22 protein-coding genes are annotated in these 25,181 nt (G+C 66.8%); 14 read left to right on the plus strand and 8 right to left on the minus strand.

Features of this window, described 5'->3' with window-relative positions; genetic code table 11:
* The first annotated feature begins 1 nt into the window (after position 1).
* On the plus strand, positions 2-961 hold the full coding sequence (locus tag QX094_RS23000) for a Gfo/Idh/MocA family oxidoreductase (protein ID WP_315715634.1): 960 nt from the start codon (positions 2-4) through the stop codon (positions 959-961).
* A gap of 57 nt (positions 962-1,018) precedes the next feature.
* On the opposite strand, the gene QX094_RS23005 is transcribed toward QX094_RS23000, so the two are convergent.
* Genes QX094_RS23005 through QX094_RS23015 form a run of 3 tightly spaced genes read right to left on the minus strand, consistent with a single transcriptional unit; the run spans position 1,019 to position 3,916 of the window.
* The gene (locus tag QX094_RS23005; RefSeq protein WP_315715635.1) at positions 1,019-2,173 is read right to left on the minus strand and encodes an ABC transporter substrate-binding protein; all 1,155 of its coding nucleotides are present in this window, start codon (positions 2,171-2,173) and stop codon (positions 1,019-1,021) included.
* Positions 2,174-2,197: 24 nt separating this feature from the next.
* A complete protein-coding gene (locus QX094_RS23010; protein WP_315715636.1) occupies positions 2,198-3,049 on the minus strand; it encodes an amidohydrolase family protein in 852 nt (283 codons plus the stop codon).
* 24 nt (positions 3,050-3,073) lie between these two features.
* Complete coding sequence (locus QX094_RS23015; protein ID WP_315715637.1) at positions 3,074-3,916, minus strand: shikimate dehydrogenase; 843 nt, start codon at positions 3,914-3,916, stop codon at positions 3,074-3,076.
* Positions 3,917-4,167: 251 nt separating this feature from the next.
* Between QX094_RS23015 and QX094_RS23020 the strand changes: the two genes are divergently transcribed.
* Complete coding sequence (locus tag QX094_RS23020) at positions 4,168-5,652, plus strand: AMP nucleosidase (RefSeq protein WP_315715638.1); 1,485 nt, start codon at positions 4,168-4,170, stop codon at positions 5,650-5,652.
* A gap of 20 nt (positions 5,653-5,672) precedes the next feature.
* On the opposite strand, the gene QX094_RS23025 is transcribed toward QX094_RS23020, so the two are convergent.
* Positions 5,673-5,996 (minus strand): winged helix-turn-helix transcriptional regulator, encoded by a 324-nt coding sequence (locus QX094_RS23025; RefSeq protein WP_409977936.1) that lies wholly within the window; start codon positions 5,994-5,996, stop codon positions 5,673-5,675.
* A 181-nt stretch (positions 5,997-6,177) separates the two neighbouring features.
* Here QX094_RS23025 and QX094_RS23030 point away from each other — a divergent pair, with 181 nt between their 5' ends.
* Positions 6,178-7,296: an NADH:flavin oxidoreductase gene (locus QX094_RS23030; protein ID WP_316164308.1), complete on the plus strand. Its 1,119-nt coding sequence runs from the start codon at positions 6,178-6,180 to the stop codon at positions 7,294-7,296.
* A gap of 103 nt (positions 7,297-7,399) precedes the next feature.
* Here the strand turns inward: QX094_RS23030 and QX094_RS23035 are convergent, their stop codons facing one another.
* Positions 7,400-8,563: a cytochrome P450 gene (locus QX094_RS23035; protein WP_315715641.1), complete on the minus strand. Its 1,164-nt coding sequence runs from the start codon at positions 8,561-8,563 to the stop codon at positions 7,400-7,402.
* Positions 8,564-8,696: 133 nt separating this feature from the next.
* On the opposite strand from QX094_RS23035, the gene QX094_RS23040 reads away from it, so the two are divergent.
* The 10 genes from QX094_RS23040 to QX094_RS23085 all read left to right on the plus strand — a co-directional run bounded on the left by QX094_RS23040 (position 8,697) and on the right by QX094_RS23085 (position 21,094).
* A complete protein-coding gene (locus QX094_RS23040; protein WP_315715642.1) occupies positions 8,697-9,617 on the plus strand; it encodes a helix-turn-helix domain-containing protein in 921 nt (306 codons plus the stop codon).
* A 170-nt stretch (positions 9,618-9,787) separates the two neighbouring features.
* Complete coding sequence (pobA, locus tag QX094_RS23045; protein WP_315715643.1) at positions 9,788-10,960, plus strand: 4-hydroxybenzoate 3-monooxygenase; 1,173 nt, start codon at positions 9,788-9,790, stop codon at positions 10,958-10,960.
* 322 nt (positions 10,961-11,282) lie between these two features.
* On the plus strand, positions 11,283-12,311 hold the full coding sequence (locus tag QX094_RS23050) for a LacI family DNA-binding transcriptional regulator (protein WP_315751983.1): 1,029 nt from the start codon (positions 11,283-11,285) through the stop codon (positions 12,309-12,311).
* A gap of 118 nt (positions 12,312-12,429) precedes the next feature.
* Complete coding sequence (gene xylB / locus QX094_RS23055; protein WP_315826456.1) at positions 12,430-13,878, plus strand: xylulokinase; 1,449 nt, start codon at positions 12,430-12,432, stop codon at positions 13,876-13,878.
* Positions 13,879-13,882: 4 nt separating this feature from the next.
* The gene (gene xylA, locus QX094_RS23060) at positions 13,883-15,205 is read left to right on the plus strand and encodes a xylose isomerase (protein ID WP_316185105.1); all 1,323 of its coding nucleotides are present in this window, start codon (positions 13,883-13,885) and stop codon (positions 15,203-15,205) included.
* Between the two features lie 46 nt (positions 15,206-15,251).
* Positions 15,252-16,007: an ATP-binding cassette domain-containing protein gene (locus QX094_RS23065; protein ID WP_315768001.1), complete on the plus strand. Its 756-nt coding sequence runs from the start codon at positions 15,252-15,254 to the stop codon at positions 16,005-16,007.
* Positions 16,007-17,104 (plus strand): ABC transporter permease, encoded by a 1,098-nt coding sequence (locus QX094_RS23070; RefSeq protein ID WP_316185107.1) that lies wholly within the window; start codon positions 16,007-16,009, stop codon positions 17,102-17,104. Before QX094_RS23065 ends, QX094_RS23070 begins: the two co-directional genes overlap by 1 nt.
* 83 nt (positions 17,105-17,187) lie before the next feature.
* Positions 17,188-18,123: a sugar-binding protein gene (locus QX094_RS23075; protein WP_315715648.1), complete on the plus strand. Its 936-nt coding sequence runs from the start codon at positions 17,188-17,190 to the stop codon at positions 18,121-18,123.
* A gap of 245 nt (positions 18,124-18,368) precedes the next feature.
* On the plus strand, positions 18,369-19,241 hold the full coding sequence (locus QX094_RS23080; RefSeq protein ID WP_316188143.1) for a helix-turn-helix domain-containing GNAT family N-acetyltransferase: 873 nt from the start codon (positions 18,369-18,371) through the stop codon (positions 19,239-19,241).
* A 305-nt stretch (positions 19,242-19,546) separates the two neighbouring features.
* On the plus strand, positions 19,547-21,094 hold the full coding sequence (locus QX094_RS23085; RefSeq protein ID WP_316188144.1) for a L,D-transpeptidase: 1,548 nt from the start codon (positions 19,547-19,549) through the stop codon (positions 21,092-21,094).
* 56 nt (positions 21,095-21,150) lie between these two features.
* Here the strand turns inward: QX094_RS23085 and QX094_RS23090 are convergent, their stop codons facing one another.
* Positions 21,151-21,819, minus strand: a complete 669-nt coding sequence (locus QX094_RS23090) for a hypothetical protein (protein WP_315715652.1) — start codon at positions 21,817-21,819, stop codon at positions 21,151-21,153.
* A gap of 260 nt (positions 21,820-22,079) precedes the next feature.
* On the opposite strand from QX094_RS23090, the gene QX094_RS23095 reads away from it, so the two are divergent.
* Positions 22,080-22,997 (plus strand): PaaI family thioesterase, encoded by a 918-nt coding sequence (locus QX094_RS23095; RefSeq protein WP_316188145.1) that lies wholly within the window; start codon positions 22,080-22,082, stop codon positions 22,995-22,997.
* A 24-nt stretch (positions 22,998-23,021) separates the two neighbouring features.
* Here QX094_RS23095 and QX094_RS23100 read toward each other — a convergent pair whose 3' ends face one another.
* Both QX094_RS23100 and QX094_RS23105 read right to left on the minus strand, forming a co-directional pair.
* Complete coding sequence (locus QX094_RS23100) at positions 23,022-23,375, minus strand: DUF2200 domain-containing protein (RefSeq protein WP_315715654.1); 354 nt, start codon at positions 23,373-23,375, stop codon at positions 23,022-23,024.
* Between the two features lie 132 nt (positions 23,376-23,507).
* On the minus strand, positions 23,508-25,034 hold the full coding sequence (locus QX094_RS23105; protein WP_316188146.1) for an alpha/beta hydrolase: 1,527 nt from the start codon (positions 25,032-25,034) through the stop codon (positions 23,508-23,510).
* Between the last annotated feature and the right edge of the window lie 147 nt (positions 25,035-25,181).

Here is a 25,181-nt window from a genome sequence, read left to right on the forward strand (position 1 = left end):
TATGGCCAAGACCATCAAGGTCGCGCTCGCCGGCGCCGGCGCCTTCGGCATCAAGCATCTCGACGGCATCAAGAACATCGACGGGGTCGAGGTGGTGTCGCTGGTCGGCCGCCGCTTCGACCAGACCAAGGAAGTCGCCGACAAATACGGCATCAAGCACGTCTCGACCGAGCTCGCCAACAGCCTCAAGCTGCCGGAGGTCGATGCCGTCATCCTCTGCACGCCGACCCAGATGCATGCGGCGCAGGCGATCGACTGCCTCAAGGCCGGCAAGCATGTCCAGGTCGAGATTCCGCTCGCCGACTCGCTGAAGGACGCGCAGCAGGTGGTGGAGCTGCAGAAGGAGACCAAGCTGGTCGCTATGTGCGGCCACACCCGCCGCTTCAATCCCAGCCACCAGTTCGTGCACAAGAAGATCAAGGCCGGCGAATTCCACATCCAGCAGATGGACGTGCAGACCTACTTCTTCCGCCGCACCAACATGAACGCGCTGGGCCAGCCGCGCAGCTGGACCGACCATCTGCTGTGGCACCACGCCGCCCACACCGTCGACCTGTTCGCCTATCAGGCGGGCTCGCCGATCGTGAAGGCCAATGCGATCCAGGGTCCGATCCACCCGACCCTGGGCATCGCCATGGACATGTCGATCCAGCTCAAGGCCGCCAATGGCGCGATCTGCACGCTGTCGCTGTCGTTCAACAATGACGGCCCGCTCGGCACCTTCTTCCGCTACATCGGCGACACCGGCACCTATATCGCCCGCTACGACGATCTGGTGAACGGCAAGGAAGAGAAGATCGACGTCTCCAAGGTCGACGTCTCCATGAACGGCATCGAGCTGCAGGACCGCGAGTTCTTCGCCGCGATCCGCGAGGGCCGCGAGCCCAACGCCTCCGTTGCCCAGGTGCTGCCCTGCTACCAGGTGCTGCACGATCTCGACGTGCAGCTCGCCAAGGGCTGATACTTCTTCCCTCCTCGCGCGCGTTGCGCGTGAGGAGGTTTCTACGATGGCGCAGATCTACGGCGCCTTGGACGGCTTCAGCTTCGGCAGCGTCGCGACGATCTTCTGCTTGCCGTCGACGATCTCGGCCAGGAAGCTCTCACGGTCGATGTCGCCGTTCTGGTCCCAGCTTGCCTCCATCAGCATGCCCGGCGCCTTGTCCGGCGTCAGCGTCAATCCCTTCATGGTGGCGCCGAAAGCGTGGCCGTCGAACTTGCCGATCATCTCGGTCACGTATTTGACGAGATAGACCGCGGTATAGCCCTTGATGCCGTTATGGTCGGGCCAATAGCGGTAGCGCTCGTTGAACTTCTTCGCAAAGGCCTGGATGGCTGGGACCGGCGCATCCGCGCTCAGGCCGACATGGCCGCGCACGCCGTTGGCGGCGGGGCCTGCGAGCTCCACGACCTTCTGGCTGAGCAGCGTCGTCTCTCCGAACAGCGGCACCGACAATCCCTGACGTTTGGCCTCGATCAGGAAACGCGCGCTTTCTTCCTCGTTGGTGTAGACGAAGATCGCGTCGGCCTTGACGTTCTTCAGCTTGATGACGTCGGAGCCGAAATCGACCTGGCCCTGCTCGGTCGACAGGTCGGACACGACGTCGATGCCGCGGGCCTTCACCTCCTTGACGAAGCTGTCGCGGCCGCCTTTGCCGAAATCGTTGTTCACCCAGACCACCGCGACGGACTTCACGTTCAGCTGGTCATGCAGATAGTTGGCGATCTTCGGCATGCTGAACTGCTGGCCGAAGGCGGTGCGGAAGATCCAGGGATTGCCCTGCGTCGTGATATCGGCGGCCTCGGCGCCGACGATCTGCGGCACCTCGGCCTGCTGCGTCAGCGCCATGTTGACCTTGACCGAGCCCGAATAGATCGGCCCCAACACCACATAGGGCTCGCGGTCGAGCACCTTCTGCACCTGGGCCCGGGAGACGCCGGGATTGCTCTGGGTGTCGAGGTGCTCGGTCGCAATCTTGCGGCCGAGAATGCCTCCGGCATTGTTGATCTCGTCGACCGCCAGGGCGACGCCATCGCGCCAGTTCGTGCCCGACACGGCTCCGGGGCCGGACAGCTCGACGACATCGGGAATGTAGACGGTGTTCTCTGCCCAGGCCAAACCCGTCCACAATGACATGGCGGCCGCCAAGCCGCTCAATCTTCCCAGATGCCTCATGACGTCCTCCCGATTGTTTTTTGCTTATGATGATGAACTTGCGGGTGCCTCTGCAAAACCCAGTAGTCGCGACGGCGTTCGCCATAGCAGCCGGTGCTGATCGTCCGGGTCCGGAAAGATCTCGGTAATGCCGGCCAGCAGCGGCCCGTAGTCGAGGCGTTCGGGCGCGCGCAGGAACGGCCAATCGGAGCCCCACACGCAGCGGTCGAGCGTGAAGGCCTCGACCAGCGCGGCGATGAACGGCCATGTGTCGGCGTACGGATAGGGCTGGCGCGCGAATTTGTAGTAGCCGGACAGCTTCACATGCGCGTCGCGGTCGCGGCCGAGCGCGAGCAGGGCCTGGAAGGATGGGCGTTGCAGCCCATGCTCCACGGCAGGCCGGCCGCAGTGATCGAACACGAGGCGGACCGTCGACCGCTCGATGAGGGGCAGCAGGTCGAGCAACTGATCCTGCTCGACCTGGACCTGCAGAAACAGATCGAGGTCGGTCAGCTTGTCCAGCAGCGGCGCGGCGTCACGGTAATAGTCGGTGCCATGAAACGGCACGTTGAAGGCGACGCCGATGACGCCTGCGGCCTTCAACCGCTCCAGTTCTCCGATGTCGACGTCCTTCTCGACGACCGCGACGCCCTTGAACCTGCCATCTCCGAGCCTGAGTGTGTCGAGCAGGATGCGGCTGTCGGAGCCATAGCCGGAATTGGTTGCGACGATCAGCGCGTGCCGGACGTCGAAGACGTCGAGCACGCGAATGAGATGCGCGGCGGGCGCGATTTCCTGGCCGGTCGGACGATAGGGCGTATCCGGCGCGTAGGGGAAGCGCGCGGGATCGATGGCGTGGATGTGGCAATCGATCCTGGGGCCTGCCGGAAGTGCCATGGTCGAGCCCTCTCTGACCGACGTTCAGAACGTCGCCTGAATCGCCTTGATCAGTTCGGGCGTGACGTCGGGCAGAACCCCGAACCAGGCCTCGAAGGCGAGGCGGGCCTGGTTGAGCAGCAGGCCGAGCCCGTTCACCGTCGTGCAGCCGCGCCCGCGCGCGTCCACCAGGAAGGGCGTTTCGAGCGGTGTGTAGATCAGGTCCGCGACGAGCGTCTTCGCGGACAGTCGTCCCAGATCGATCTCCAGTGCGGGCCTTCCGATCATGCCGCGATCGGTGCTGTTGATGAGCAGCGCGACATCGGCGACTGCCGCCGAACGATCATCCCACGCCACCGTGCTGATGGCCGTCCCGAATTCGGCTGCGATGGACTGCGCCTTCTCGGTGGTGCGGTTGCTGATGCGGATGTCGCGGGCGCCATTCTCCAGCAGCGCCACAACGACCGCGCGCGCTGCACCGCCGGCCCCGAGCAAGAGAACAGGGCCTTCGTCGGCGCGCCAGTTCGGCCTGGCATCGCGCAGGCTCTGGACAAAGCCGTTGCCGTCATTGTTGAAGCCGCTCAGCGTGCCATCCGCTTCGACCACGATCGTGTTCACGGCGCCGATGCGTCGTGCGGTGTCGTTGACCCGGTGCAGCAGCGGCATCGCCGTCTGCTTGTGCGGCATGGTCACGTTGCAGCCGCGGAATCCGAGCGCCACCAGCCCAGCCAGCGCATCCTTCAGCCGCTCCGGCTGAACCGCGAGCGGGACGTAGGCGCCGCGCAGGCCGTGCGCGTTGAGCCAGAAATTGTGGATCGTGGGCGAGCGGGAATGAGCGACGGGCATGCCGATGACGCCAGCCAATCCGAATCCATTCGCTTGCGACATGCTGCGCGATGACCTCCCTTTTCAGATATCGACCTGTTCCGGCCAATGTGAAACCGTCTTATGAGCAATGACGCGCACAGGCAATTGAAACATTCGGCCACAAATCCTTGTCGCAATGCAGCGCATCATGGCTCAACGTCCAGTTCATGGGCGTCGTCGCGTGACCCGCCCCCCTGGGCAAAGCCAGGGGTGATTTCTATGATTGCGCAAGTCTGCCTCGACGACCGTCCGCCGGATACAAAGGATCGCCATTGACTGTCCAATCTCCGCCCCCCGTGGCAACAGAAACCTTCACCGACGCGGCCGCCGCGGTGGCCCGGCTCGAGGAGATCTACGAGCGCAATACCGCTTTCCTGCGCGGTCATTTCGAGGCCTATGCCAACGGCGTCGTGCCGGCGACACGGATCCGCGCGACCTATCCCTTCGTGCGGCTGACCACCGCAAGTCACGCCCGGCTCGACTCGCGTCTCGCCTATGGCTTCGTCGCGGGGCCCGGCGTGCACGAGACCAGCGTCACGCGGCCGGACCTGTTCCGCTCGTACCTGACCGAGCAGATCCGTCTGTTGATCGAGAATCATGGCGTGCCGGTCGAGATCGGCGAGTCGGCCGAGCCGATCCCGGTGCATTTCGCCTACCGCCGCGACATCAACATCGAGACGGCGCTTCCGCACCACGAGAGCCCGCTGGTGACGCGCTCGCTGCGCGACGTGTTCGACGCTCCGGATCTTGCGACCATGGACGATGCGATCGCCGACGGCACGCTCGGACTGAAGCCCGGCATGCCCGAGCCGCTGTCGCTGTTTCGCGCCGCGCGCGTCGACTACTCGCTGCGCCGGCTCTATCACTACACCGGGACCGATCCCGACCATTTCCAGAACTTCGTGATCTTCACGAACTACCAGTTCTATGTCGACGCCTTCGCGGATTGGGGCCGCCAGCAACTGGCGGCCGGGCAGGGCGCAGCCGAGGCCTTCGTCGAGCCGGGCAACGTCATCACCCGCAATGCCCGTCTCGGCGGCGGCACCACCGGCTCCGCGCCGGCGCGCACGCCGCAGATGCCGGCGCTTCATCTCGTCGAGCCGGGGCACCAGGGCATCACGCTGATCAACATCGGTACTGGTCCGTCGAACGCGCGTAACGTCACCGACCACATCGCGGTGCTGCGGCCGCATGCCTGGCTGATGGTCGGCCACTGCGCGGGCCTGCGCAATACGCAGCGGCTCGGCGATTACGTGCTGGCGCACGGCTATGTCCGCGAGGACCATGTGCTCGACCAGGAGCTGCCACCCTGGGTGCCGATCCCGGCGCTCGCCGAGGTGCAGGTCGCGCTCGAGGAGGCCGTGGAGACGGTCACCGGCTATTCCGGGTTCGAGCTGAAGCGGGTGATGCGCACGGGCACCGTGGCCAGCGTCGACAACCGCAATTGGGAGATCTCCGGCCCGGCCGTCATCCATCGCCTCTCGCAGTCGCGCGCCATCGCGCTCGACATGGAGTCGGCCACAATCGCCGCCAACGGCTATCGTTTCCGCGTGCCCTACGGCACCTTGCTCTGCGTCTCCGACAAGCCGCTGCATGGCGAGATCAAGCTCGCCGGCATGGCGAGCGACTTCTATCGCCAGCGTGTCGGCCAGCATCTCCAGATCGGGCTGAAGGCGCTGGAGCTCTTGAAGCATCAGGAGTCGGAGCGGCTGCATTCGCGCAAGCTGCGCAGCTTCGCGGAGGTGGCCTTCCAGTAGCGGCCTTTGGCCGCCTGGGATCAGCGACTCCGGCGCTCGTCGAAGGCCTGCCGGGCCTGCTCGACCTCCGGCATCTTGGCGATGGTCCAGGCATAGAGCGCGCGGAACGGGGGCTGCAGGGTACGGCCGAGCGGCGTGATCTCGTACTGAACCGCGACCGGCGAGTCCGCGATCACCTCGCGGGCGACGAGGCCGTTGCGCTCGAGCCGGCGCAGGCATTGCGTCAGCGCCTTCTGGGTGACGCCCTCGAGCTGCTTCTTGATCGCGTTGAAGCGCAGTGGACCGGAGTCCAGCACGGCCAGCACCATCATCGACCATTTGTCGGCGATCTGGTCGATCAGCACCCGGCTCGGACATTCCGACGAGAAGTGCTGCGGCTTGCAGCGGAGCGGGGCGGTCTGTGATGTCGATGCGGCGGTCACGACAGCAGTTTCCTCCGATATACCTGAGCGACTTCGGGTGCCTGATTGACTTCAGGTTTACGAAGTATACTGGAGCGGTTCCGAACGCAATGGAGCCCCCTGAATGTCCGACCTCGATACCAGCGTGCTGTTTCGTCCGTTTCGCCTGAAGTCGCTGGAGCTGAAGAACCGCATCGTCATGGCGCCGATGACCCGCAACGCCGCGCCGAACGGCGTTCCCGGCGAGGCCAACGCCGCCTATTACCGCCGCCGCGCCGAAGGTGGCGTGGGGCTGATCCTCACCGAGGGCACGGTCGTCAACCGCCCGGCCTCGCGCAACGAGCCCAATATTCCCTTCTTCCACGGCGATGCCGCGCTGGCGGGCTGGCAGAACGTGGCAAGCGCCGTGCACACCGCCGGCGGCCGCATCGCGCCACAGATCTGGCACACCGGCTCGACCAAGGGCATGAGCCGCTGGGAGCCCGATGCGCCGGTCGAGAGCCCATCCGGGCTGGTTGCGCCCGGCAAGCCGCGCGGCAACGCGATGACCGAGAACGACATCGCCGACACCGTTGCCGCATTCGCGCAAGCCGCGGCCGACGCCAAGCGCACGGGCTTCGACGCCGTCGAGATCCATGGTGCGCACGGCTATCTGGTCGACGAGTTCTTCTGGTCCGGCACCAACCAGCGCGAGGACCGCTATGGCGGCGCCACCATCAAGGAGCGCTCCCGCTTTGCCGGCGAGGTCGTCGCCGCGATCCGCAAGGCGGTGGGTCCCGATTTCCCGATCATCCTGCGCGTCAGCCAGTGGAAGCAGCAGGACTATGCGGCGCGCCTCGCCGAGACGCCGGCGCTGATGGCCGACTGGCTGCAGCCGCTGGTCGCGGCCGGCGTCGACATCCTGCACTGCTCGCAGCGCCGTTTCTGGGAGCCGGAATTCCCGGACGTGGACGGCGAGAAGGGCCTGAACTTCGCCGGCTGGGCCAAGAAGATCACGGGCGCTGCGACCATCAGCGTCGGCTCGGTCGGCTTGTCCGATGAATTCTTCTCGGCCTTCGCCGGCAAGCCGTCGACGACGGCCGATCTCGATGCGCTGCTGGAGCGCATGGCCAAGGAGGAGTTCGACCTCATTGCGGTCGGCCGCGCGCTGATCAGCGATGCCGAATGGGTCGCCAAGATCAAGGCCGGCGACAAGGCGGGCCTGAAGGGCTTCAGCGCAGCGGATCTCGGCGCGCTGGTTTGAGCTCTTGTAGACCCGTTGGTGCCCCTCGTCCGGCGTAAGCGGGGCGAGGGGGCGTACCGTCAGCGAGGCGCGAGCTCGAGCCTGCCATTAGTCCTCGCGATGACTAATGCACCGTCAGCTCGAGATACATCGGGCTGCGGAAGGTCGAAGACGGCATCCAGGGCAGTTGCTCCTGGGTGCGGCGATAGTCCGGCACGACCTTGTGCAGCTCGTCGAACGCGATCTTGATCGCCATGCGCGCGATCGCCGATCCCAGACAGGCGTGCACGCCGCCGCCGAAGCCGAGATGGCCGCGTGGCTTGCGCCTGATGTCATAGACATCCGGATTGGGAAACTGCCGCTCGTCGCGGTTGGCGGAGCCGTAGGCGAGGCAGACGAAATCGCCCTCGCGCATGGTCTGGCCGTGCAGGGTGACGTCCTTCTGCAGGCAGCGGCGGAAGCGCTGCGCCGAGGTGTTGAAGCGCAGCGACTCTTCCACGGCGTCCGCCATCAGGTCGGGATTGGCGACGACGGCCCGGCGCGCCTCCGCGTGATCGGCGAGATTGTAAGCCAACATCGTCATGAAACCGCCGAGCGACTCGATGCCGGCCATGATCAGCGTGGTCGTCGTCAGCAGCACCTCGCGCTCGTCGAGCTTGTCGCCGTCGATCTCGGCCATGCTGAAATGCGAGATCAGGTCGTTCTGCGGCCGCGCGCGGCGCTCCGCGATGATGCCGGCCGCATAGTCCTGCATCCAGTTGTAGGCTGCGATGTGCTGCGGTCCCTTGGCGCGGCTCACCGGATCGCTCTGCACCATCAGCACCGCCTTGTCGCGCACCGTCTGCTCGTCGCCGAGCGGCAGGCCGAGGGCGGCGAACAGCACGCGCACGGTGAATTTCGAGGAGAACGCCTCGATGAAGTCGAACCGGTCCTGGCCGCGCAGCGCCTCGGCGCAGTCGCGCGCGATGTCGCGGATCGGGCCTGACAGGCTCTCCAGATTGCGCTTCATGAAGGCATGCTGGACGAGGCCGCGCAGCCGGTCGTGGCGCGGCGGGTCGGTGGTGCCGAGCGTCGCGCCGGCACGGTTCGGCAGCTCGGTCATCAGGTTGCCCTTGGCCGACGAATAGGTCTGCCAGTTCGTTCCGGCCGCCGCCACATCGGCATAGCGCGACAGGATCCACACCTGGGCCTGCGGGCTCCAGAAGCAGGGGTGCTCGTCGCGCAGCGTCTTGTAGAATGGGAACGGGTCGGCATCGACCGCAGGCGAATATGGGTCGAACGCGAACATGTTGGGCCTCCTCTCCATTGAGTGTGGTCGTTGTTGTTCTTTTCACTGATCTAGCCGAGCCGTGGCCGCGGCGTGAGACACGATAGCCGGCCAAGACTTGTACTTTTCCGACATTCGGGGTTAGCTCTCGCTCATGCCCCGCTTTCGCACCAAGCCGTCGATCCCCGCGTTCGCGCTGTACGGCGAAGCGTCGGCCGCGCAGCCGGACATGCTGCATGTCGAGCCGATCCAGGTGCGCAGCAAGCTGTATCGCTGGGAGATCGAGGCGCACACCCATCAGGGCCTGCACCAGATCCTCTGGGTCGCTGCCGGTCCGGCCGAGATCGCCCTGGACGAAAGCCGCGAGCGCTGTACCGGCCCGGTCGCCGTGATCATTCCCCCCGGCGTCGTCCATGCCTTCCGCTTCTCGCGCGACACTGACGGCTATGTGCTGACGTTCAATCCGCGGGCGGTGGTGGAGGGCGACGTGCCGGCGACCGGCGAGGCGTTGCGCGACTTGTTCGCAACCGCGCAGATCCTGCATCTCGACGCACAGGCGGTCGCGACGCGGCGCATCGCCGCGCTGTTCGTCGACCTCGCCGACGAGTTCGCCGCCGCCGATTCCGCGGCCTCGCCGGTTCCGCACTGGCTCGGTCGCTCGATCGTGTGGCGGCTGGCGCAGCAGAGCGCGCGGCAGTCGCAAGGCGCGCGGCGCGGCAGCGGGCATGCCGCGCTGTTCACCCGCTTCATCGTGCTGGTCGAGGCGCATCACCGCGATCACTGGTCGGTGGCGCGCTACGCCGACGAACTCGGCATGACGCCGGAGCGGCTCAATCGGTTGACGCGGGCCGAGACCGGTCAGTCCGCGCTCGACATCGTGCATGCGCGGCTCGCGCGCGAGGCGTGCCGGCGGCTCACCTATATTGCGGCGCCGGTGTCGAAGCTGGCGTTCGAGCTCGGTTTCAAGGACCCGGCCTATTTCTGCCGCTTCTTCAAGCGGCACACCGGGGCGAGCCCGCGCGACTATCGCCGTGCGATGGGCGTCGGAGACGACGCGGCGCCGCCGGCAGGCTGATCGGCGCCGCCGATACCATGCGGCGGTCGTTGTGCATCGCGGCATGGTGTCGGAAAAGTGCAAGAGAATGCCGCGTCCATCCAAGTGATCCCTGCGCATTCCTTGCTAAAATCCGCGACTGAAAAGCATACCCAACAAGCCTGCGTCTGCGAATCCGGGAGAACACGCCCATGAAAGTCCAAGTCTGCATCATCGGCGGAGGCCCGTCGGGCCTGATGCTGTCGCAGCTCCTGCATCTGCAGGGCATCGATACGATCATCCTGGAGAAATCCAGCCGCGACTACGTGCTGTCGCGCATCCGTGCCGGCGTGCTCGAGCACGGCTTTGCCGAGCTGATGCGCGAGGCGCAGTGCGGCGAGCGCATGGACCGCGAGGGCGAGATCCATCACGGTTTCTACATCGCCCATGACGGCAAGCTCGATCGCGTCGACCTGCACAAATATTCCGGCGGCAACTCGGTGATGGTCTATGGCCAGACCGAGTTGACGCGCGATCTCTACGAGGCCCGCGACAAGCTCGGCGGCAAGGTCGTGCACAACGCGGCCGACGTGACGCCGCACGACATCGCTTCCGACAAGCCCTTCGTCACCTACCGTCAGGACGAGGAGGTCGTCCGCATCGACTGCGACTACATCATCGGCGCCGACGGCTTTCATGGCGTCAGCCGCAAGTCGATCCCGCACGACAAGCTGACGGAATACGAGCGGGTGTACCCATTCGGCTGGCTCGGCGTGCTGTCGCGCACCAAGCCGGTGTCGCCGGAGCTGATCTATGCCAAGCACGAGCGCGGCTTCGCGCTGTGCTCGCTGCGCTCGCAGGTGCTGAGCCGGTACTATGTCCAGGTGCCGCTCACCGACAAGGTAGAGGACTGGAGCGACGACGCGTTCTGGGAGGAGCTGAAGCGCCGGCTGCCGGCGGAGATCGCTGGCCGTCTGATCACCGGGCCCTCGATCGAGAAGAGCATCGCGCCGCTGCGCAGCTTCGTCGCCGAGCCGATGCGCTACGGCAGGCTGTTCCTGGCCGGCGACGCCGCCCATATCGTGCCGCCGACCGGCGCGCGCGGGCTGAACTCGGCTGCGTCCGACATCTACTATCTCTATCATGCGCTGCTCGACCACTACAAGAAAGGCGACGATCGCGGCATCGACGGCTACTCGCAGCGGGCGCTGGCGCGGATCTGGAAGGCGCAGCGCTTCTCCTGGTGGATGACGACGCTCTTGCATCGTTTCCCCGACCGGCTGTCCTACGACGACAGACTGCAGGACACCGAGCTCGCCTATCTGTTCTCGTCCGAAGCCGCGCAGCGGTCGCTGGCGGAGAACTATGTCGGGCTGCCGTTCTGAGCGGGGTTATCGCGACGCGTTTCGCCTGCGCTGCCTGATCTCATCACGCATCAGCAGCCTCGCTGTCGTCCCAGCGAACGCCGGGACCCATACCCAGGGAGCGGTTTGAGGCAGGCTGGCGATTGGCTTTGTGCCCATCCGCCTGCGGCTGCTTCGGCTGGTGCAACTTCGCTCAGCTCGAGATGGAGGGGGCAAACGATCCGGGACGCGCTGTCGGGATTGGCGCCGGCTGCCTCAGTCTGTCGGCTTCCCCGCCCGCCCTCAAAAATGAGTTGCGTACCTCAAAAACCGCGCTATGGTCCTCAACCCAAAGGGGAGGAGCATGAACGCGCCGCTGACATTGCGGGATATTGCGCGGCAGGCGGGCGTGAGCCTCGCCACTGTGGATCGCGTGCTGCACAACCGGCCGGGCGTGCGCCCGGATACGGTGCGACGCGTCAAGGACGCGATGGAGCGCAGCGCGTTCCAGCCGCATGCGGCGGCCTCCGAACTCGCCCGTGCCCGCGCGCGGCGCTTTGCCTTCGTGATGCCGTCCGGCGCCAATCCCTTCATGCAGCAGATTCAGGCGCATCTCGGCGATCTGACGAGCTGGATGGCCGCGCGCCGGCTCACGGTCGATGTGGTCACGACGGACGTGTTCGATGCGGCCGTGCTGGCCGCGAAGCTCGAGCAGCTCGTCGGTCAGGTCGACGGCGTCGCGGTGGTGGCGCTCGATCATCCGAGCGTGCGCGCGGCGATCAACGATCTCGTCGAGTCCGGCGCCAAGGTGGTGACGCTGGTGTCGGACGTGCCGTCGTCGCGACGGCATCATTATGTCGGCATCGACAACATCGCCGCCGGCCGCACCGCGGGCGCGCTGGTCGGACGCTTCGCCGGTGGCAGGGCGGGGCGGGTCGCGATCATGGCCGGCTCGCAAAGCCTGCGCGATCATGCCGAGCGCATCTTCGGCTTCGGCCAGGTCCTGGCGGCGGAGTTTCGGCAACTTGAGGTTTTGCCGGTCGCTGAGGGGCATGACGTGGACGATCGCTCAGAGCACCTCATGCGCAAGCTGCTGACCGAGCATCGCGACATCGTCGGGCTCTACAATGTCGGCGCTGGCACGGCCGGCGTCGCCAAGGCGCTGACCGAGTCGGGGCGCGCCGACAACATCGTGTTCGTCGGCCACGACGTGACGGCACTGACGCGCAAGCTGCTGTTGAACGGCGTGATGGACGCGGCGATTTCGCAGAACCCGGGACACGAGGCGCGCTCCGCGGTGCGCGTGCTCCTGGCGCTGGCGCGCGGCGAGCCGATCCTGAGCGAACAGGAGACGATCCGCATCGACATCGTGATGCGGGACAATCTGCCGTGAGCGGATGGCCGCGATGACGCGGTCGGCCTGAGCACGGAATGAGAAGAGACCGAGGTGCTGGTTTCGAGGCGACGGCAGATCGCCGAAGCGCCTTGCGGTCGGTGGGAGGAGTGGAGACGTGTTTCTCGGACTGGATGTCGGCACATCCGGCGTGAAGGCCGTGCTGGAGGACGAGACGGGCGCGCTGATCGCGAGCGCCGCGCGGCCGCTGGCGCTGTCGCATCCGCAGCCGCTGTGGTCCGAGCAGAATCCGGATCACTGGGTCGAGGCCGTCATCGGCGCGGTCGATGATCTCGCGCGGGAGCGTCCGCGCGAGACCGCTGCCGTCAGCGGCATCGGCCTGTCCGGCCAGATGCACGGCGCGACCTTGCTGAACCGCACCGGTCGGCCGCTGCGGCCGGCGATCCTTTGGAATGACGGCCGCTCGCAGGCCGAATGCGCCGAGCTCGAACGCCGCTGTCCCGAACTGCACGCCATCGCCGGCAACCTCGCGATGCCCGGCTTCACCGCGCCGAAGCTCGTCTGGGTGGCGAAGCACGAGCCGAAGATATTTGCCGAGGTCGCGAAGGTGCTGCTGCCGAAGGCCTATGTGCGCTATCGGCTGTCCGGCGAGATGGTCGAGGACATGTCGGATGCGGCGGGCACCCTGTGGCTCGATGTCGGCGCGCGGCGCTGGTCGGAGAAACTGCTGGCGGCGACCGGGCTCGGTCTCGATCACATGCCGCGCCTCGTCGAGGGCAATGAGCGCAGTGCCGTGTTGTCGCCCGAGCTGGCGCGGCGCTGGGGCATGGGGGCTGACGTCGTGATCGCGGGCGGCGCCGGCGACAACGCGGCGAGCGCAATCGGACTCGGCGCCATCACGCCCGGCGATGCCTTCCTGTCGCTCGGCACATCAGGCGTGCTGTTCCGGGTGACCGACCGCTTCGCGCCAGCGCCGGAAGCGGCCGTGCATGCGTTCTGCCATGCGCTCGGCGGTCTCTGGCATCAGATGGGCGTGATGCTGTCGGCCGCGGCCTCGCTGGCGTGGCTGGCGCGCCTTCTCGAGACGCCGGAAGCCGCACTGCTGGCGCCGCTCGGTATCAGCGTCGAACGTCCGAGCCCGGTGCAGTTCCTGCCTTATCTCGACGGCGAGCGCACGCCGCACAACGATGCCCATGCCGCCGGCGCCTTGGTCGGCCTGCGCAGCGCCGCCGGCCGCGGTGATCTCGTGCAGGCGGTGCTGGAGGGCGTGGCGTTTGCCTCACGCGACATGTTCGCCGCGCTCGCGCGCAGCGCGCAGCCGATCACAGAGCTCGATCTCGTCGGCGGCGGCTCGCGCTCTTTGTTGTGGGCGCAGATCATGGCCGACGTGCTTGGCGTCACCGTGCACCGGGTCGAGGAGGGCGAGGTCGGCGCCGCCATCGGCGCCGCGCGGCTCGGCCGTCTTGCCGCGACCGGCGCAGCACCGGCCGATGTCTGCCGCAAGCCGCAGCGGCTGCAGAGTTTCGAACCCCGCGCGCCGCAGCGCGCGGCATATGACGCCGCCTACGCGCAATGGCGCAAGCTCTATCCTGCTCTCAAGGAGTAACGTCGTGAACGTCCAGGCCCCCTTCTTCCAGACCGGCGCGACCGTCAGCTATGGCGGGCCCGAGTCACGCAGCCCGCTGTCGTTCCGCTGGTACGACAAGGATCGCGTCATCCGCGGCAAGCGGATGGAGGATCATCTGCGCTTCGCGGTCTGCTACTGGCATTCGTTCTGCTGGCCGGGCAGCGATCCGTTCGGCGGCGAGACCTTCCTGCGGCCGTGGCAGCATGGCGACGACGCGATGGCGATGGCGCGGGCCAAGGCCGACGTGGCGTTCGAGTTGTTCCGGCTGCTCGACGTGCCGTTCTTCACCTTCCACGACGTCGATGCGGCGCCGGAAGGCGCGACGCTGAAGGAGTCGGTTGCCAACCTCAATGCGATCGGCGATCTGTTCGAGCAGAAGATGGCGTCTGCCAAGGTGCGGCTGCTGTGGGGCACCGCCAATCTGTTCTCGCATCGCCGCTACATGGCGGGCGCCGCGACCAATCCGGATCCGGATGTGTTCACCTACGCGGCGGGACAGGTGCGTGCCGCACTCGAGGTGACGCATCGTCTCGGCGGCGCCAACTACGTGCTGTGGGGCGGCCGCGAGGGCTACGAGACCCTGCTCAACACCGACATGAAGCGCGAGCTCGACCAGCTCGGCCGCTTCGTCGCGCTGGTCGTCGAGCACAAGCACAAGATCGGCTTCAAGGGCCCGCTGCTGATCGAGCCGAAGCCGAAGGAGCCGACCAAGCATCAGTATGATTTCGACGTCGCCACCTGCTACGGCTTCCTGCGGCGCTATGACCTTTTGAACGACGTCAAGCTCAATATCGAGCAGAACCACGCCATCCTCGCCGGCCATTCGTTCCAGCACGAGATCGCGCTGGCGCAGGCGCTCGGCGTGTTCGGCTCCCTCGACATCAACCGCGGCGACGATCTGCTCGGCTGGGACACCGACCAGTTCGCGATGAACGTGCCGGAGCTGGCGCTGGTGTTCCACGACATGCTCAAGGGCGGCGGCTTCACCACGGGCGGGCTGAATTTCGACGCCAAGATCCGCCGGCAGTCGATCGATCCGGATGACCTGCTGCACGCCCATGTCGGCTCGATGGATGCCTGCGCGCGGGCGCTGATCGCCGCCGACGAGATGCTGACCGACAGTGCGCTGACCGCGCCGCTGGCGCGGCGCTACGCCGGCTGGGACGGCGACGAGGGGCAGGCGATCCTCGCCGGCCGCCGCTCGCTCGCCGAGCTCGCCGACCGCGCCGTCAACACCGGCCTCGATCCGCAGCCGCGGTCCGGCCGGCAGGAATATCTCGAAAGCGTGGTGAACCGCTATGTCTGACGACAGCAGCCTGCGCACGATGACGAATGACGCTGAGCGCGCCGTGATGAGCACCGCCGCGCAGCCGGTCCTTGAGCTGAAGGGCATCGGCAAGCAGTTCGGCGCGATCCGCGCGCTGCAGGGCGTGGATCTTTCGATCGGCTCCGGCGAGGTCGTCGGCCTGATGGGCGATAACGGCGCCGGCAAGTCCACGCTGGTGCGGATCATCGCCGGCAATTTTCCGCCGAGCCAGGGCACGATCCATTTCGGCGGCCGCGAGGTGCATTTCCATCGCCCGATGGATTCGCGCAGCGTCGGCATCGAGGTCGTGTACCAGGACCTTGCGCTCGCCAACAACCTCACGGCAGCGGCCAACGTGTTTCTCGGCCGCGAGCTGAAGCGCAATTTCGGCCCGCTGGTGCTGCTCGACCACAAGGGCATGGAGGCGCGTGCGCTGGAGCTGTTTCGCGAGCTGCGCTCGGAGACGCGGCCACATGATCTCGTCAAGGACATGTCGGGCGGCCAGCGCCAGGCGGTGGCGATCGCGCGGACGCGGCTGTCCAACGCCAGACTGGTGATGATGGACGAGCCGACCGCGGCGATCTCGGTGCGCCAGGTCGAGCAGGTGCTGAGCCTGATCCATCGCCTGAAGGAACAGGGTATCGCCGTCATCCTGATCTCGCACCGCATGCCTGACATCTTCGCGGTGTGCGATCGCGTCGTGGTGATGCGCCGCGGCGAGAAGAAGGCCGACAAGCCGGTCGGCGAGACCAGCCCCGAGGAAGTGACCGCGCTGATCACTGGCGCCAAGGAGGCGGCGTGATGTCCGTTCCATCCGAGACCAGCTCCGCCGGCACCGACGTCACCTTCACCAATGTCGGCGTCATCAGATGGTGGCACCGCGGCGTGTTCGCCTCGCAGACGGCCTACGTCACGCTGGCGCTCATCGCCCTCATCATCGTGATGAGCTTCGCCAGTCCCTATTTTCTGACCGAAGGCAATCTGCAGAACGTCGCCAAGAACTTCTCCTTCATCGCCATCGCGACGCTCGGCATCACCTTCGTCATCATCACCGGCGGCATCGACCTGTCGGTCGGCTCGATGATGTGTTTCGCGGCGATGATCACCTCGATGGTGATGACGACGCTATCGACGCCGGGGATGCCGCTGTCGTCGCTGTTCGTGCATCTCGCCGCGGACGGCAAGACCGTGGTCGCGAACGTGCCCGGCCTGATCCTGATCGTCTCGGTGCTGGCAGGCCTGGCGGTTTCGCTGGTGGTCGGCCTGATCAACGGCGTCTGCATCGCCGTGCTCGGGCTGTCGCCGTTCGTGACCACGCTCGGCATGCTGTCGATCGTGCGCGGCCTCAGCTACGTGATCTCGAACGGCAAGGGCAGCTTTCCCGGCGGCCCGGACGCCGATTATTTCTATGCGCTGACGCAGGGCGATGTGTACGGCGTGCCGGCGCCCTTCATCTATCTCATCGTGCTGGCGCTGGTGATGGCGCTGGTGCTGCACCACACCGCGTTCGGCCGCCACGTGTTTGCGATCGGCGGCAACGAGAAGGCCGCGGAGCTCACCGGCGTCTCCGTGCCCCGGGTGAAGATCGAGGTCTATGTGATCGGCGCGCTTGCCGCCGGCCTGCAGGGCATCATCATCTCGGGCTGGCTCGGATCGGCGCCCGCCAACATGGCGACGTCCTACGAGCTCAACGTGATCGCCGCCGCCGTGATCGGCGGCGCCAACCTCGCCGGCGGTCTCGGCGGCCCGCTCGGCGCCATCGTCGGCTGCGTGCTGCTCGAGGTGATCAGGAACGGGCTGGTGCTGGCGCAGGTCAACTCCTACTGGCAGCAGACCCTGGTCGGCGTGATCATCATCGCCGCCGTGCTTGTGGATCGTATCCGCGCGCGCCTGCTGTGACGAATACTGGCCGGGGTGACAATCGCGTCTATCCTCACCCGGAACAGACAATGATCAGGGATAGACATGGAGGAGGGAAACCCATGAAGAAGCTGCTCTATGCGGTCGCATCGCTCGCGATTTTGATGGCCCCGGCGCAGGCCGAGACCAAATACCGCTTCGCCATCGTGCCGAAGGCGATGAACAATCCGTTCTTCGACGTCGCGCGCGACGGCTGTCTGAAGCGCGCCAAGGAGCTCGGCAATGTCGAGTGCATCTACAAGGGCCCGGTCGAGCACGAGCCGGCCACGCAGGCGCAGATCATCCAGGACTTCATCACCCAGAAGGTCGACGGCCTCGCCATCTCGGTCGCCGACGTTCCATCGATGACGAAATCGATCGAGGCGGCGACGGCGGCCGGCATTCCCGTCATCACCTTCGACGCCGATGCGCCGGGCTCCAAGCGCATCGCCTATATCGGCACCAACAACAAGGACTTCGGCCTCGCGCTCGGCAAGCAGCTCCGCGAGCTGCGGCCTGAGGGCGGCAAGTACGCCGTCGTCTCCGGCGGTCCCGGCGCCAAGAACCTTGCCGAGCGCGTCGACGGCGTGCGCGAGGCGCTGAAGGGCTCGAAGTGGACGGAAGTGGCGGGCTCGCCGACCTTCTGCAACGACGATCCCGCGCTCGCCGTGCAGCAGATGGCCGATCTGCGCACTGCGACGCCGGATCTCGGCGCCATCGTGCCGATCGGCGGCTGGCCGATGTTCGCGCCCGAGGGCTACAAGGCCTTCGTCAACAAGAACCGCAAGGACATCGACGCTGGCAAGCTGACGCTGGTCGTTGCCGATACGCTGAAGATGCAGCTCGAGCTGCTGCGCGACGGCTATTCCAACGCGCTGACCGGCCAGCGCCCGTTCGAGATGGGCGAGAAGGCGATGGACACGCTGCTCGCGATCAAGAAGGGCGAGAAGGTGCCGGAGGTGATCTACACCGGCCTCGACCTCGTCACCAAGGACAACGTCGCCAAGCTTTTGAACTGAGTTCCTCCCGGGGAAAACCTGGCGGTCCGGCAACCGGCTTCGGCCGGCGGCTGGGCCGCCCTTTTTTTGCTTGGGGATGCTTTTGGTACCCGCGGACCGGACATGACGGCTGTGATCAATCGAAACGCTGCGGCGTACTGGATGCCCTGCTTGCGCAGGCAATGACGACAGACGCTGGAGCGGCCACCTGCACTCGACTACGGGCACAATTGACAGACGGAAATGTCTGACTTAAGTCAGACATTATGCTCGACCCCATCTCCCGCGTCCGCCGCTTCAACCGCGCCGTCACCTCGGAGGTCGGCGCGCTCGACACCTCGTTTCTCGGGCGCGGTCGGCCGCTCGGGGCGGCCCGCGTGCTCAATGCAATCGGCCATGGCCGCAGCGACGTGGCCGAGCTGCGCGACTATCTCGCACTCGATTCCGGGCTGATGAGCCGGCTGCTGCGCAGCCTGGAGGAGGAGGGGCTGGTGATGACCAGGCCGCATCCCGACGACGCGCGCCGCCGCATCGCCAGGCTCACAGCCGCCGGGCGGCGCGAATTCGAGGCCTATGAGACGCTCTCCAACTCCCAGGCCGAATCGATGCTGGCGCGTCACGGGCAGCCCGAGGCGCTCTTGGCGGCGATGGACCTGGTCGCGGCCGCGCTGGGACGCAGCCGCATCGCCATCGATGAGGTTGATCCGCGCGGCGAGCAGTCGCGCTACTGCCTCGGCGAGTACTACGCCGAGCTGTCGCGCCGCTTCGAACGCGGCTTCGACGTGTCGCTGTCGCGCGATCCCGATGCCTTGGACATGATGGCGCCGCGCGGGGCTTTCTTCGTGGCATTGTCCGACGGCCTGCCGCTCGGCTGTGTCGGGCTGAAGGGCAGCGGCGGCGATGTCGCCGAGATCAAGCGGCTCTGGGTCGCGCCCGCCGCCCGCGGCCTCGGCCTTGGCCGCCGCCTGATGGATGCGGCCGAAGAGGCTGCCCGCACGCTCTCGATCAGCATTCTTCGCCTCGACACCAACAGCGCGCTCGCCGAGGCCGTCCAGCTCTATCGCCGCGCCGGCTGGACGGAGATCGACCGCTTCAACGACGATCCCTATCCAGACCTGTTCTTCGAGAAGCAGCTCTAAGATTGATCTCGCGCGGCGCCTGCGCCCCGCCGTTCTCCAGTCCAGCCACGGACCAGATCGCCCTGTTCGGCGTTAAGCGATGAGCAACTGGTAGGGTGGTCGAATGCGGGCCTTCGGGGGAGCTTGCGACGGAAGGGCGCGCTTTGAGTCCGATTCGGTGCCCGATCCTGCCCCAATTGCGGCGAGGGGGGGCGATGACATGAGGACGCGCCTTCGCCTCACTTCACCCCAAGACATGATCGAGCGTATAGATCGTCCTGCGCCGATCGCGCCGGCGGAACAGCAATAACGAATTGGGATAGGGCATGGTGACACGATCCACGGCGGCTCAGAACCTTGCAGCGATGCGGCGTCGGGGAGCGGTCCTGATGACTGTCGCGGCCGCCACCGTGCTGGCTCTGCAAGGTTCCGAGGCCCGCGCGCGACAGGCGCGTTCGGCGCCGGTGATCGAGGCGACGGCGCCGCGTGCGCATGGCGATCCGATCATGGCGATCGTGTCGATCAAGACCCAGAAAGTAACGTTCTACGACGCCGATGGCTGGATCTGGCGCGCACCGGTGTCGACCGGCGTCTCCGGCCGCGAGACGCCGGCCGGCGTGTTCGCCATCATCGAGAAGGACAAGGACCACCACTCGACTCTTTACGACGATGCCTGGATGCCGAACATGCAGCGCATCACCTGGAACGGGGTGGCGCTGCATGGCGGGCCGCTGCCCGGCTACGCCGCCTCGCATGGCTGCGTCCGCATGCCCTATGGCTTTGCCGAGAAGCTGTTCGACCGGACCTGGATCGGCATGCGGGTGATCATCGCGCCGGGTGACCCGACGCCCGTCGAGTTCTCCCATCCCGCCCTGTTCGCGCCGAATGCGCAGGCGCTCGCCGCGGTGCCCTCGCGGGCCGCGACGCTCGGCCGCGAGGCCGAGGACGCCGCCAGGAGCGCCGACGAGGCCAAGACGGCGGCTGCCGCGGCTGAGCGCGAGGCCAAGGCTCTGAAGGCGTCCTTGCGCAAGCTGGAGCAGGCCAAGGCGCGCGCCGAGGCCGAGCTCAAATTCGCCGACAGGAAGCTGGCCGCCGCCAAGACCGATCAGGCCAGGACGCTGGCCGAGGATGCGAAGCAGAAGGCCGCCGCCAAGGCGACCGACGCGGCAGCGCAGCTCGAGGCCGCCAAGTCGGACGCGACCGCGAAGCTCGCTGCGGCGACCTCGACCAAGGATGCCGCCAAGGCGGCGGCGGCCAGGAAGGCCGATGCGAGCAAGGCTGCGACGGACGCCAGGCTCGCGACCGAGCCGGTCTCGGTCTATATCAGCCGTTCGACGCAGATGCTCTATGTCAGGCGCAACACGCACAAGCCGGCCCCCGATGGCGGCGGCGAGGTGTTCGACGCCTCGATCGAGGCGCCGGTGACCATCCGCGATCCCGACCGGCCGATCGGAACGCATGTGTTCACCGCGGTGGCGCAGAACGGCGCGGAGCTGCGCTGGACGGCGGTGACCATCGACGACGGCGACACCGCCAAGGACGCGCTCGACCGCATCACCATTCCCAAGGACGTGCTCGACCGGATCGCGCCGACGGCCGTGCCGCGCTCCTCGATCATCGTCTCGGACGAGCCGCTGTCGAGCGAGACCAATTATCGGACCGAGTTCGTCGCGGTGCTGAGCAACCAGCCGCAGGGCGGCTTCATCACGCGCCGGCCGACGACCAATGTCGACGTCGTCGCCAGCGGGGACGAATATGACGACGGCTTCGGCAGCTTCTTCCAGCGCAGCTGGGATGGCCAGCCCGTCGCGGCGCCGCGCCGTCGCGGTCCGCCTCCGACCTACTACCGGCCGGTGCAGCCGGGCTGGTGGTGACCAGCCGGCCTGATGCCTGACCGCGGTTCGCGGGTCAGGCCGGATGGCGCTTCAAATCAGTTGCGACCTGCGGGGATGACGCCGGGCCACTGCATCAAGAAGGGCTGCGGCTCGTGCTGCGCCTCGGTCGCGCGCGCCACGCGCCTGACACGGTGAGGCCTGCGGGAGATCGAGCTGGTCGCCTCGCGAGCGGTCTCGATGCGCGTCAACTGCTGACGCATCTCGCCGGTGGAGGTCCGGAGCTGCTCGATGGTCATGTCGCTGTTCGCGGCCGCGGTGCGCAGCCCGCTCAGCTCGGTCGCCGCATCTTCCTGGGCGCCGCGGAGGCGGATCGTCTGGCGCTTCAGCAGCGCGAGATCGGATTCGATCTTGTCGGCCGTATCGCGGCGGCGCGCCTCGGTCTCGTCGGCGGCGGTGCGCAAGACGGCCAGGCCCGTTTCGGCGGTGGTGAGGCTGGCGCGCAATTGCAGAAGCTCGCCGGAGGTGTCGCTTTGGCGGTCGCGCAGCTGGGCGGTCTCGGCCTTGAGCTGCGCCAGCTCCGAGGTCAGCGTGGCGACGCGGCTCTCGAGCGAAGGCGCTCCGGTGCCGAAGGAGAAGCTGTTGGCGCCGCCGCTGCTCCACCACATCGCACCGGCGCTGGCGACGAGCGCCAGGCTCAGGACAATTCGTAGAGAGGCCGTGCCGCTGCTCGGCGGGGCGTCCGGCGTCTTGGTGGATCTGCGCATCGACGGGTCTCCGGGATTTGATGGAGACAATTATGATCATATTAAGGTTGCCAATGTTCTAAGCGCGCCGCTCCCGCGGAACATTTCATCCACGTAGTTTTGCGGAATGAGCTCTCGCAGCCTCGAGTTGTGAGCATGACCGGCGGCGCTCAGGAGTGCCGATGCAGGGACGGCGATGATCCGGCCCGGATCGCTGGCATGCAAATCGGATCCGTCGGAAAAGGCTTCGTGCGTCCTCGGGATCGTGATCTAAATCGCGCATGTCCGACATTCCGCCCACCGCCGCACCGCCGGCATTCGACGTGCTCGCCGAGGCCATCGGGCAGCGCCGCTCGGTCTATGGCCATATCAGCGGGCTCAGGATGGATCGCTTCGCGCCCGGCGAAGCCTGGTCGACCCTGCCTTATCGTCCCGTGTTCGTCGGCGACAGCGAGACCGGGGTGATCCATGGCGGCGTCGTCACCGCGATGCTCGACGAGAGCTGCGGCATGGCGGTGCAGCTTGCGCTCGACGGCAGCCGCGCGATCGCCACGCTCGATCTGCGCATCGACTATCAGAAGCCGGCGACCCCCGGTCTCGACATCAAGGCCCATGCGGTCTGCTTCCGCGTCACCCGCTCGATCGCCTTCGTGCGCGCCACCGCCTATCAGGAGGAGGAGACCGCACCGGTCGCCACCGCGACCGCCTGCTTCATGATTGGCGCCAACCGCACCAACATGCTGACCGACCGGGCGGCCTTCGACGGCGCGCCACCGCCGCTCGACGCCCCGGACGATCCGGCGGGGTCGTTTCCCACCAGTCCGTTCGCGCGCTGCCTCGGCATCCGCTTCGCCGAGAACGACACGCTGGTGATGCCGTTCTCGCGCCGGATCATCGGCAATCCCGTGCTGCCTGCGATCCATGGCGGCATGACCGGTGCGTTTCTCGAGACCGCAGCGATCGTCACCGTGATGCGCGAGCTCGGCGCCACGGCGCCGCCGAAGCCGGTCGGCCTCACCATCAACTATCTGAGGTCGGGGCGCGCGCTCGACACCGTCGCATCGGCGTCGATCGTCAAGCAGGGACGCCGCGTCGTCGCCTTCGAGGCCCGCGCCTGGCAGGACGATGCGACGAAGCCGATCGCCACGGCCTTCGGCCATTTCATGCTACGACCGGCGCCAGGGCAGGAGCAGGATTGAGGGAGACCTGGTCGCGAGTCACGATCAGGCCTTGCGCAGGATCTTGTCCATTGCCTTTCCCCGCGCCAGCTCATCGACCAGCTTGTCCAGGTAGCGGATCTCCCGCATCGTCGGTTCCTCGACATCCTCCACGCGGACGCCGCAGATCATGCCCTTGATCAGGGTCCGCGCCGGATTCATCGCTGGCGCCTGTGCGAAGAAGGTCTCGAAGTCCGTCTGACGCTCCAACCGGATCTCAAGCTCGCTTTGGCCATAGCCCGTCAGCCAGCAGATCACCTGATCGACCTCTGCCTTGGTGCGTCCCTTCTTCTCGGCCTTCGCGACGTACAATCGGTACACGCTCGCGAAGCTCGTCGTGTAGATGCGGTGTTTTGCCATGCTGACTCCATCGGATCGGCGGCGAGGCATGTCGGGTCTGCGAGGGGCGACGGCGCGGTACGAGCGCGTGCTTCATGTCCGCGTTTCGGATCGTCGGACAGCACGTTCGTTCGCACATGTCGGAAACGGACGCTAGCCCGGCAGGAACATCGGAAACGACACCCCGAGCGACCACGCCAGGATCAGGCCGAGACCGAGGCCTTCGGCCATCGGCGAGCAGGTCCTGCGGCCGACACAGCCGCCGATCAGTCCGAACACGATGAAGAACAGCACGATCACGGGGATGATGATGAGCAGGAAGAACAGCCGCTTGAGGTCGAGCGCGACTGCCCCGCCCAACGAGGCCAGGAAGGCGGTGCGGATCCACACGGTGCGCCACAGCGCGGCGTGGCCGCCCCTGTTGGCGATGCAATCCGCCAGCATGTAGGGCACCGCGCCCATTGCGATCGCTGCGATGATCGGCAGGCGCGCCGCGATCGGCATGAACGAGGCGACGTAGCGGTCGAGCGCGCCACCGAAGCCGCAGATGCCGTAGGCGGCCAGCGCCAACGCCGCGAGCCAGGCCACGCGGCCGAAGTGAACGCCCTGCGCGCGTAGCAGTATGAGCGACAGCGTGCCGTACACGAAGAGATGTACGGCGAGGTAGTCGGCGATCAGAACGGGCAGGAAGCGGGTCTCGACGAACCTCAGGACGATCGGTGTCGTCACCGCCGGCACCAGCGTGGCGATCGCAAGACTGTGCAGCGGAATTGTCGGCGGCGGCGCATCACCCTTCGGCAGCAGCTCGGCCAAGGGCCACGCCAGCAGCACGATGCCGGCGGCCAGCAGCGCGATCGCACCGCCAGTCGAAGCGACTGGGCCGCTGCTGGCGCGGCCGAACGCCCGATCGAGCCAGTCGCGCGCCTCGCGCAGTGCGGTCGTCGAATACAGCACGCTGACGTGTTCGACTCCGGGCGCGACGACGGCGCGGCGTCCGCCATTTGCGGCGGGATCGCCCACGGTGTCGCCCTCGCGCGCGGCGGGATCGGCGAGCCGGAGGTTGCGCAGCGCATCCCGGCGCAGGGCCGCCTCCCATTCGCCTGTGATGATCAGCAGATTGCGCGGCGCGCTCGCCGTGACGGCCTCGGAAAACATCGAGATCGCCACCGTCGCCCTGACACGCGGATCGGCCCGCGCCTGGCGGACGATGATGTCGGAAGCCATCGAGTGTCCGAGCAGGGCCACCCGGCCGTCATTCCCCGGCAGGGACAGCGCGGCGTCGGCGACGCGACCGATCTCGCTCATCAGCTCCTTCGTCGTGCCGTCGATGCGCGTGACGTTGCCCGACATCGGCGTCGGATTGCGGCCATGCCCCTCGAAGTCGAACGAGACCGCGACATAGCCCGCGCGCGCCAATGTCAGCGCATAGGCCTCCATGAACTGGCGTGAGCCCGCAAAGCCGTGGGCAATGACGACCACGGGCGACGCAGCCGCGTCGTCGCGCCGATAGACGGTGATGGGGGTGGTGCCTGCCTGCAGCGGGGCGATCGTGATGCCCGCGCGCTCGGCTTCGAGGCGCCAGATCCCGGCGACGCAGAGCGCGAGGCCGGAGAGCGCTGCGGCCAGCAGGGCTGCCCCGCGCAAACCGATGGCGTCTCGTCTGCGCGGCGCAGCGTCCATGATCGGCTCCGTTTGCAGCCGAAACTAGCGCAGGAATTGGTGCGGTAACAACGACGGCGCAGGCGAGCCGCACCGGCGCAATCGAACGAAACGCACGCCGCTTCGTTGACAACGCCGCCGGAGCGATATTCGGTGACCCCCGTTCAG

It is taken from the genome of Bradyrhizobium sp. SZCCHNS1050 (genome assembly GCF_032484785.1).
Taxonomy (GTDB): Bacteria; Pseudomonadota; Alphaproteobacteria; order Rhizobiales; family Xanthobacteraceae; genus Bradyrhizobium.

Bases quoted from the DNA above. Each gene is read 5' to 3' on its own strand.
- QX094_RS23000 (WP_315715634.1), top strand. From the start codon at position 2: ATGGCCAAGACCATCAAGGTCGCGCTCGCCGGCGCCGGCGCCTTCGGC.
- QX094_RS23005 (WP_315715635.1), bottom strand. From the start codon at position 2,173: ATGAGGCATCTGGGAAGATTGAGCGGCTTGGCGGCCGCCATGTCATTG.
- QX094_RS23010 (WP_315715636.1), bottom strand. From the start codon at position 3,049: ATGGCACTTCCGGCAGGCCCCAGGATCGATTGCCACATCCACGCCATC.
- QX094_RS23015 (WP_315715637.1), bottom strand. From the start codon at position 3,916: ATGTCGCAAGCGAATGGATTCGGATTGGCTGGCGTCATCGGCATGCCC.
- QX094_RS23030 (WP_316164308.1), top strand. From the start codon at position 6,178: ATGTCCGACCTCGATACCAGCGTGCTGTTTCGTCCGTTTCGCCTGAAG.
- QX094_RS23035 (WP_315715641.1), bottom strand. From the start codon at position 8,563: ATGTTCGCGTTCGACCCATATTCGCCTGCGGTCGATGCCGACCCGTTC.
- QX094_RS23040 (WP_315715642.1), top strand. From the start codon at position 8,697: ATGCCCCGCTTTCGCACCAAGCCGTCGATCCCCGCGTTCGCGCTGTAC.
- pobA (WP_315715643.1), top strand. From the start codon at position 9,788: ATGAAAGTCCAAGTCTGCATCATCGGCGGAGGCCCGTCGGGCCTGATG.
- QX094_RS23050 (WP_315751983.1), top strand. From the start codon at position 11,283: ATGAACGCGCCGCTGACATTGCGGGATATTGCGCGGCAGGCGGGCGTG.
- QX094_RS23065 (WP_315768001.1), top strand. From the start codon at position 15,252: ATGAGCACCGCCGCGCAGCCGGTCCTTGAGCTGAAGGGCATCGGCAAG.
- QX094_RS23070 (WP_316185107.1), top strand. From the start codon at position 16,007: ATGTCCGTTCCATCCGAGACCAGCTCCGCCGGCACCGACGTCACCTTC.
- QX094_RS23075 (WP_315715648.1), top strand. From the start codon at position 17,188: ATGAAGAAGCTGCTCTATGCGGTCGCATCGCTCGCGATTTTGATGGCC.
- QX094_RS23080 (WP_316188143.1), top strand. From the start codon at position 18,369: ATGCTCGACCCCATCTCCCGCGTCCGCCGCTTCAACCGCGCCGTCACC.
- QX094_RS23085 (WP_316188144.1), top strand. From the start codon at position 19,547: ATGGTGACACGATCCACGGCGGCTCAGAACCTTGCAGCGATGCGGCGT.
- QX094_RS23090 (WP_315715652.1), bottom strand. From the start codon at position 21,819: ATGCGCAGATCCACCAAGACGCCGGACGCCCCGCCGAGCAGCGGCACG.
- QX094_RS23095 (WP_316188145.1), top strand. From the start codon at position 22,080: ATGTCCGACATTCCGCCCACCGCCGCACCGCCGGCATTCGACGTGCTC.
- QX094_RS23100 (WP_315715654.1), bottom strand. From the start codon at position 23,375: ATGGCAAAACACCGCATCTACACGACGAGCTTCGCGAGCGTGTACCGA.
- QX094_RS23105 (WP_316188146.1), bottom strand. From the start codon at position 25,034: ATGGACGCTGCGCCGCGCAGACGAGACGCCATCGGTTTGCGCGGGGCA.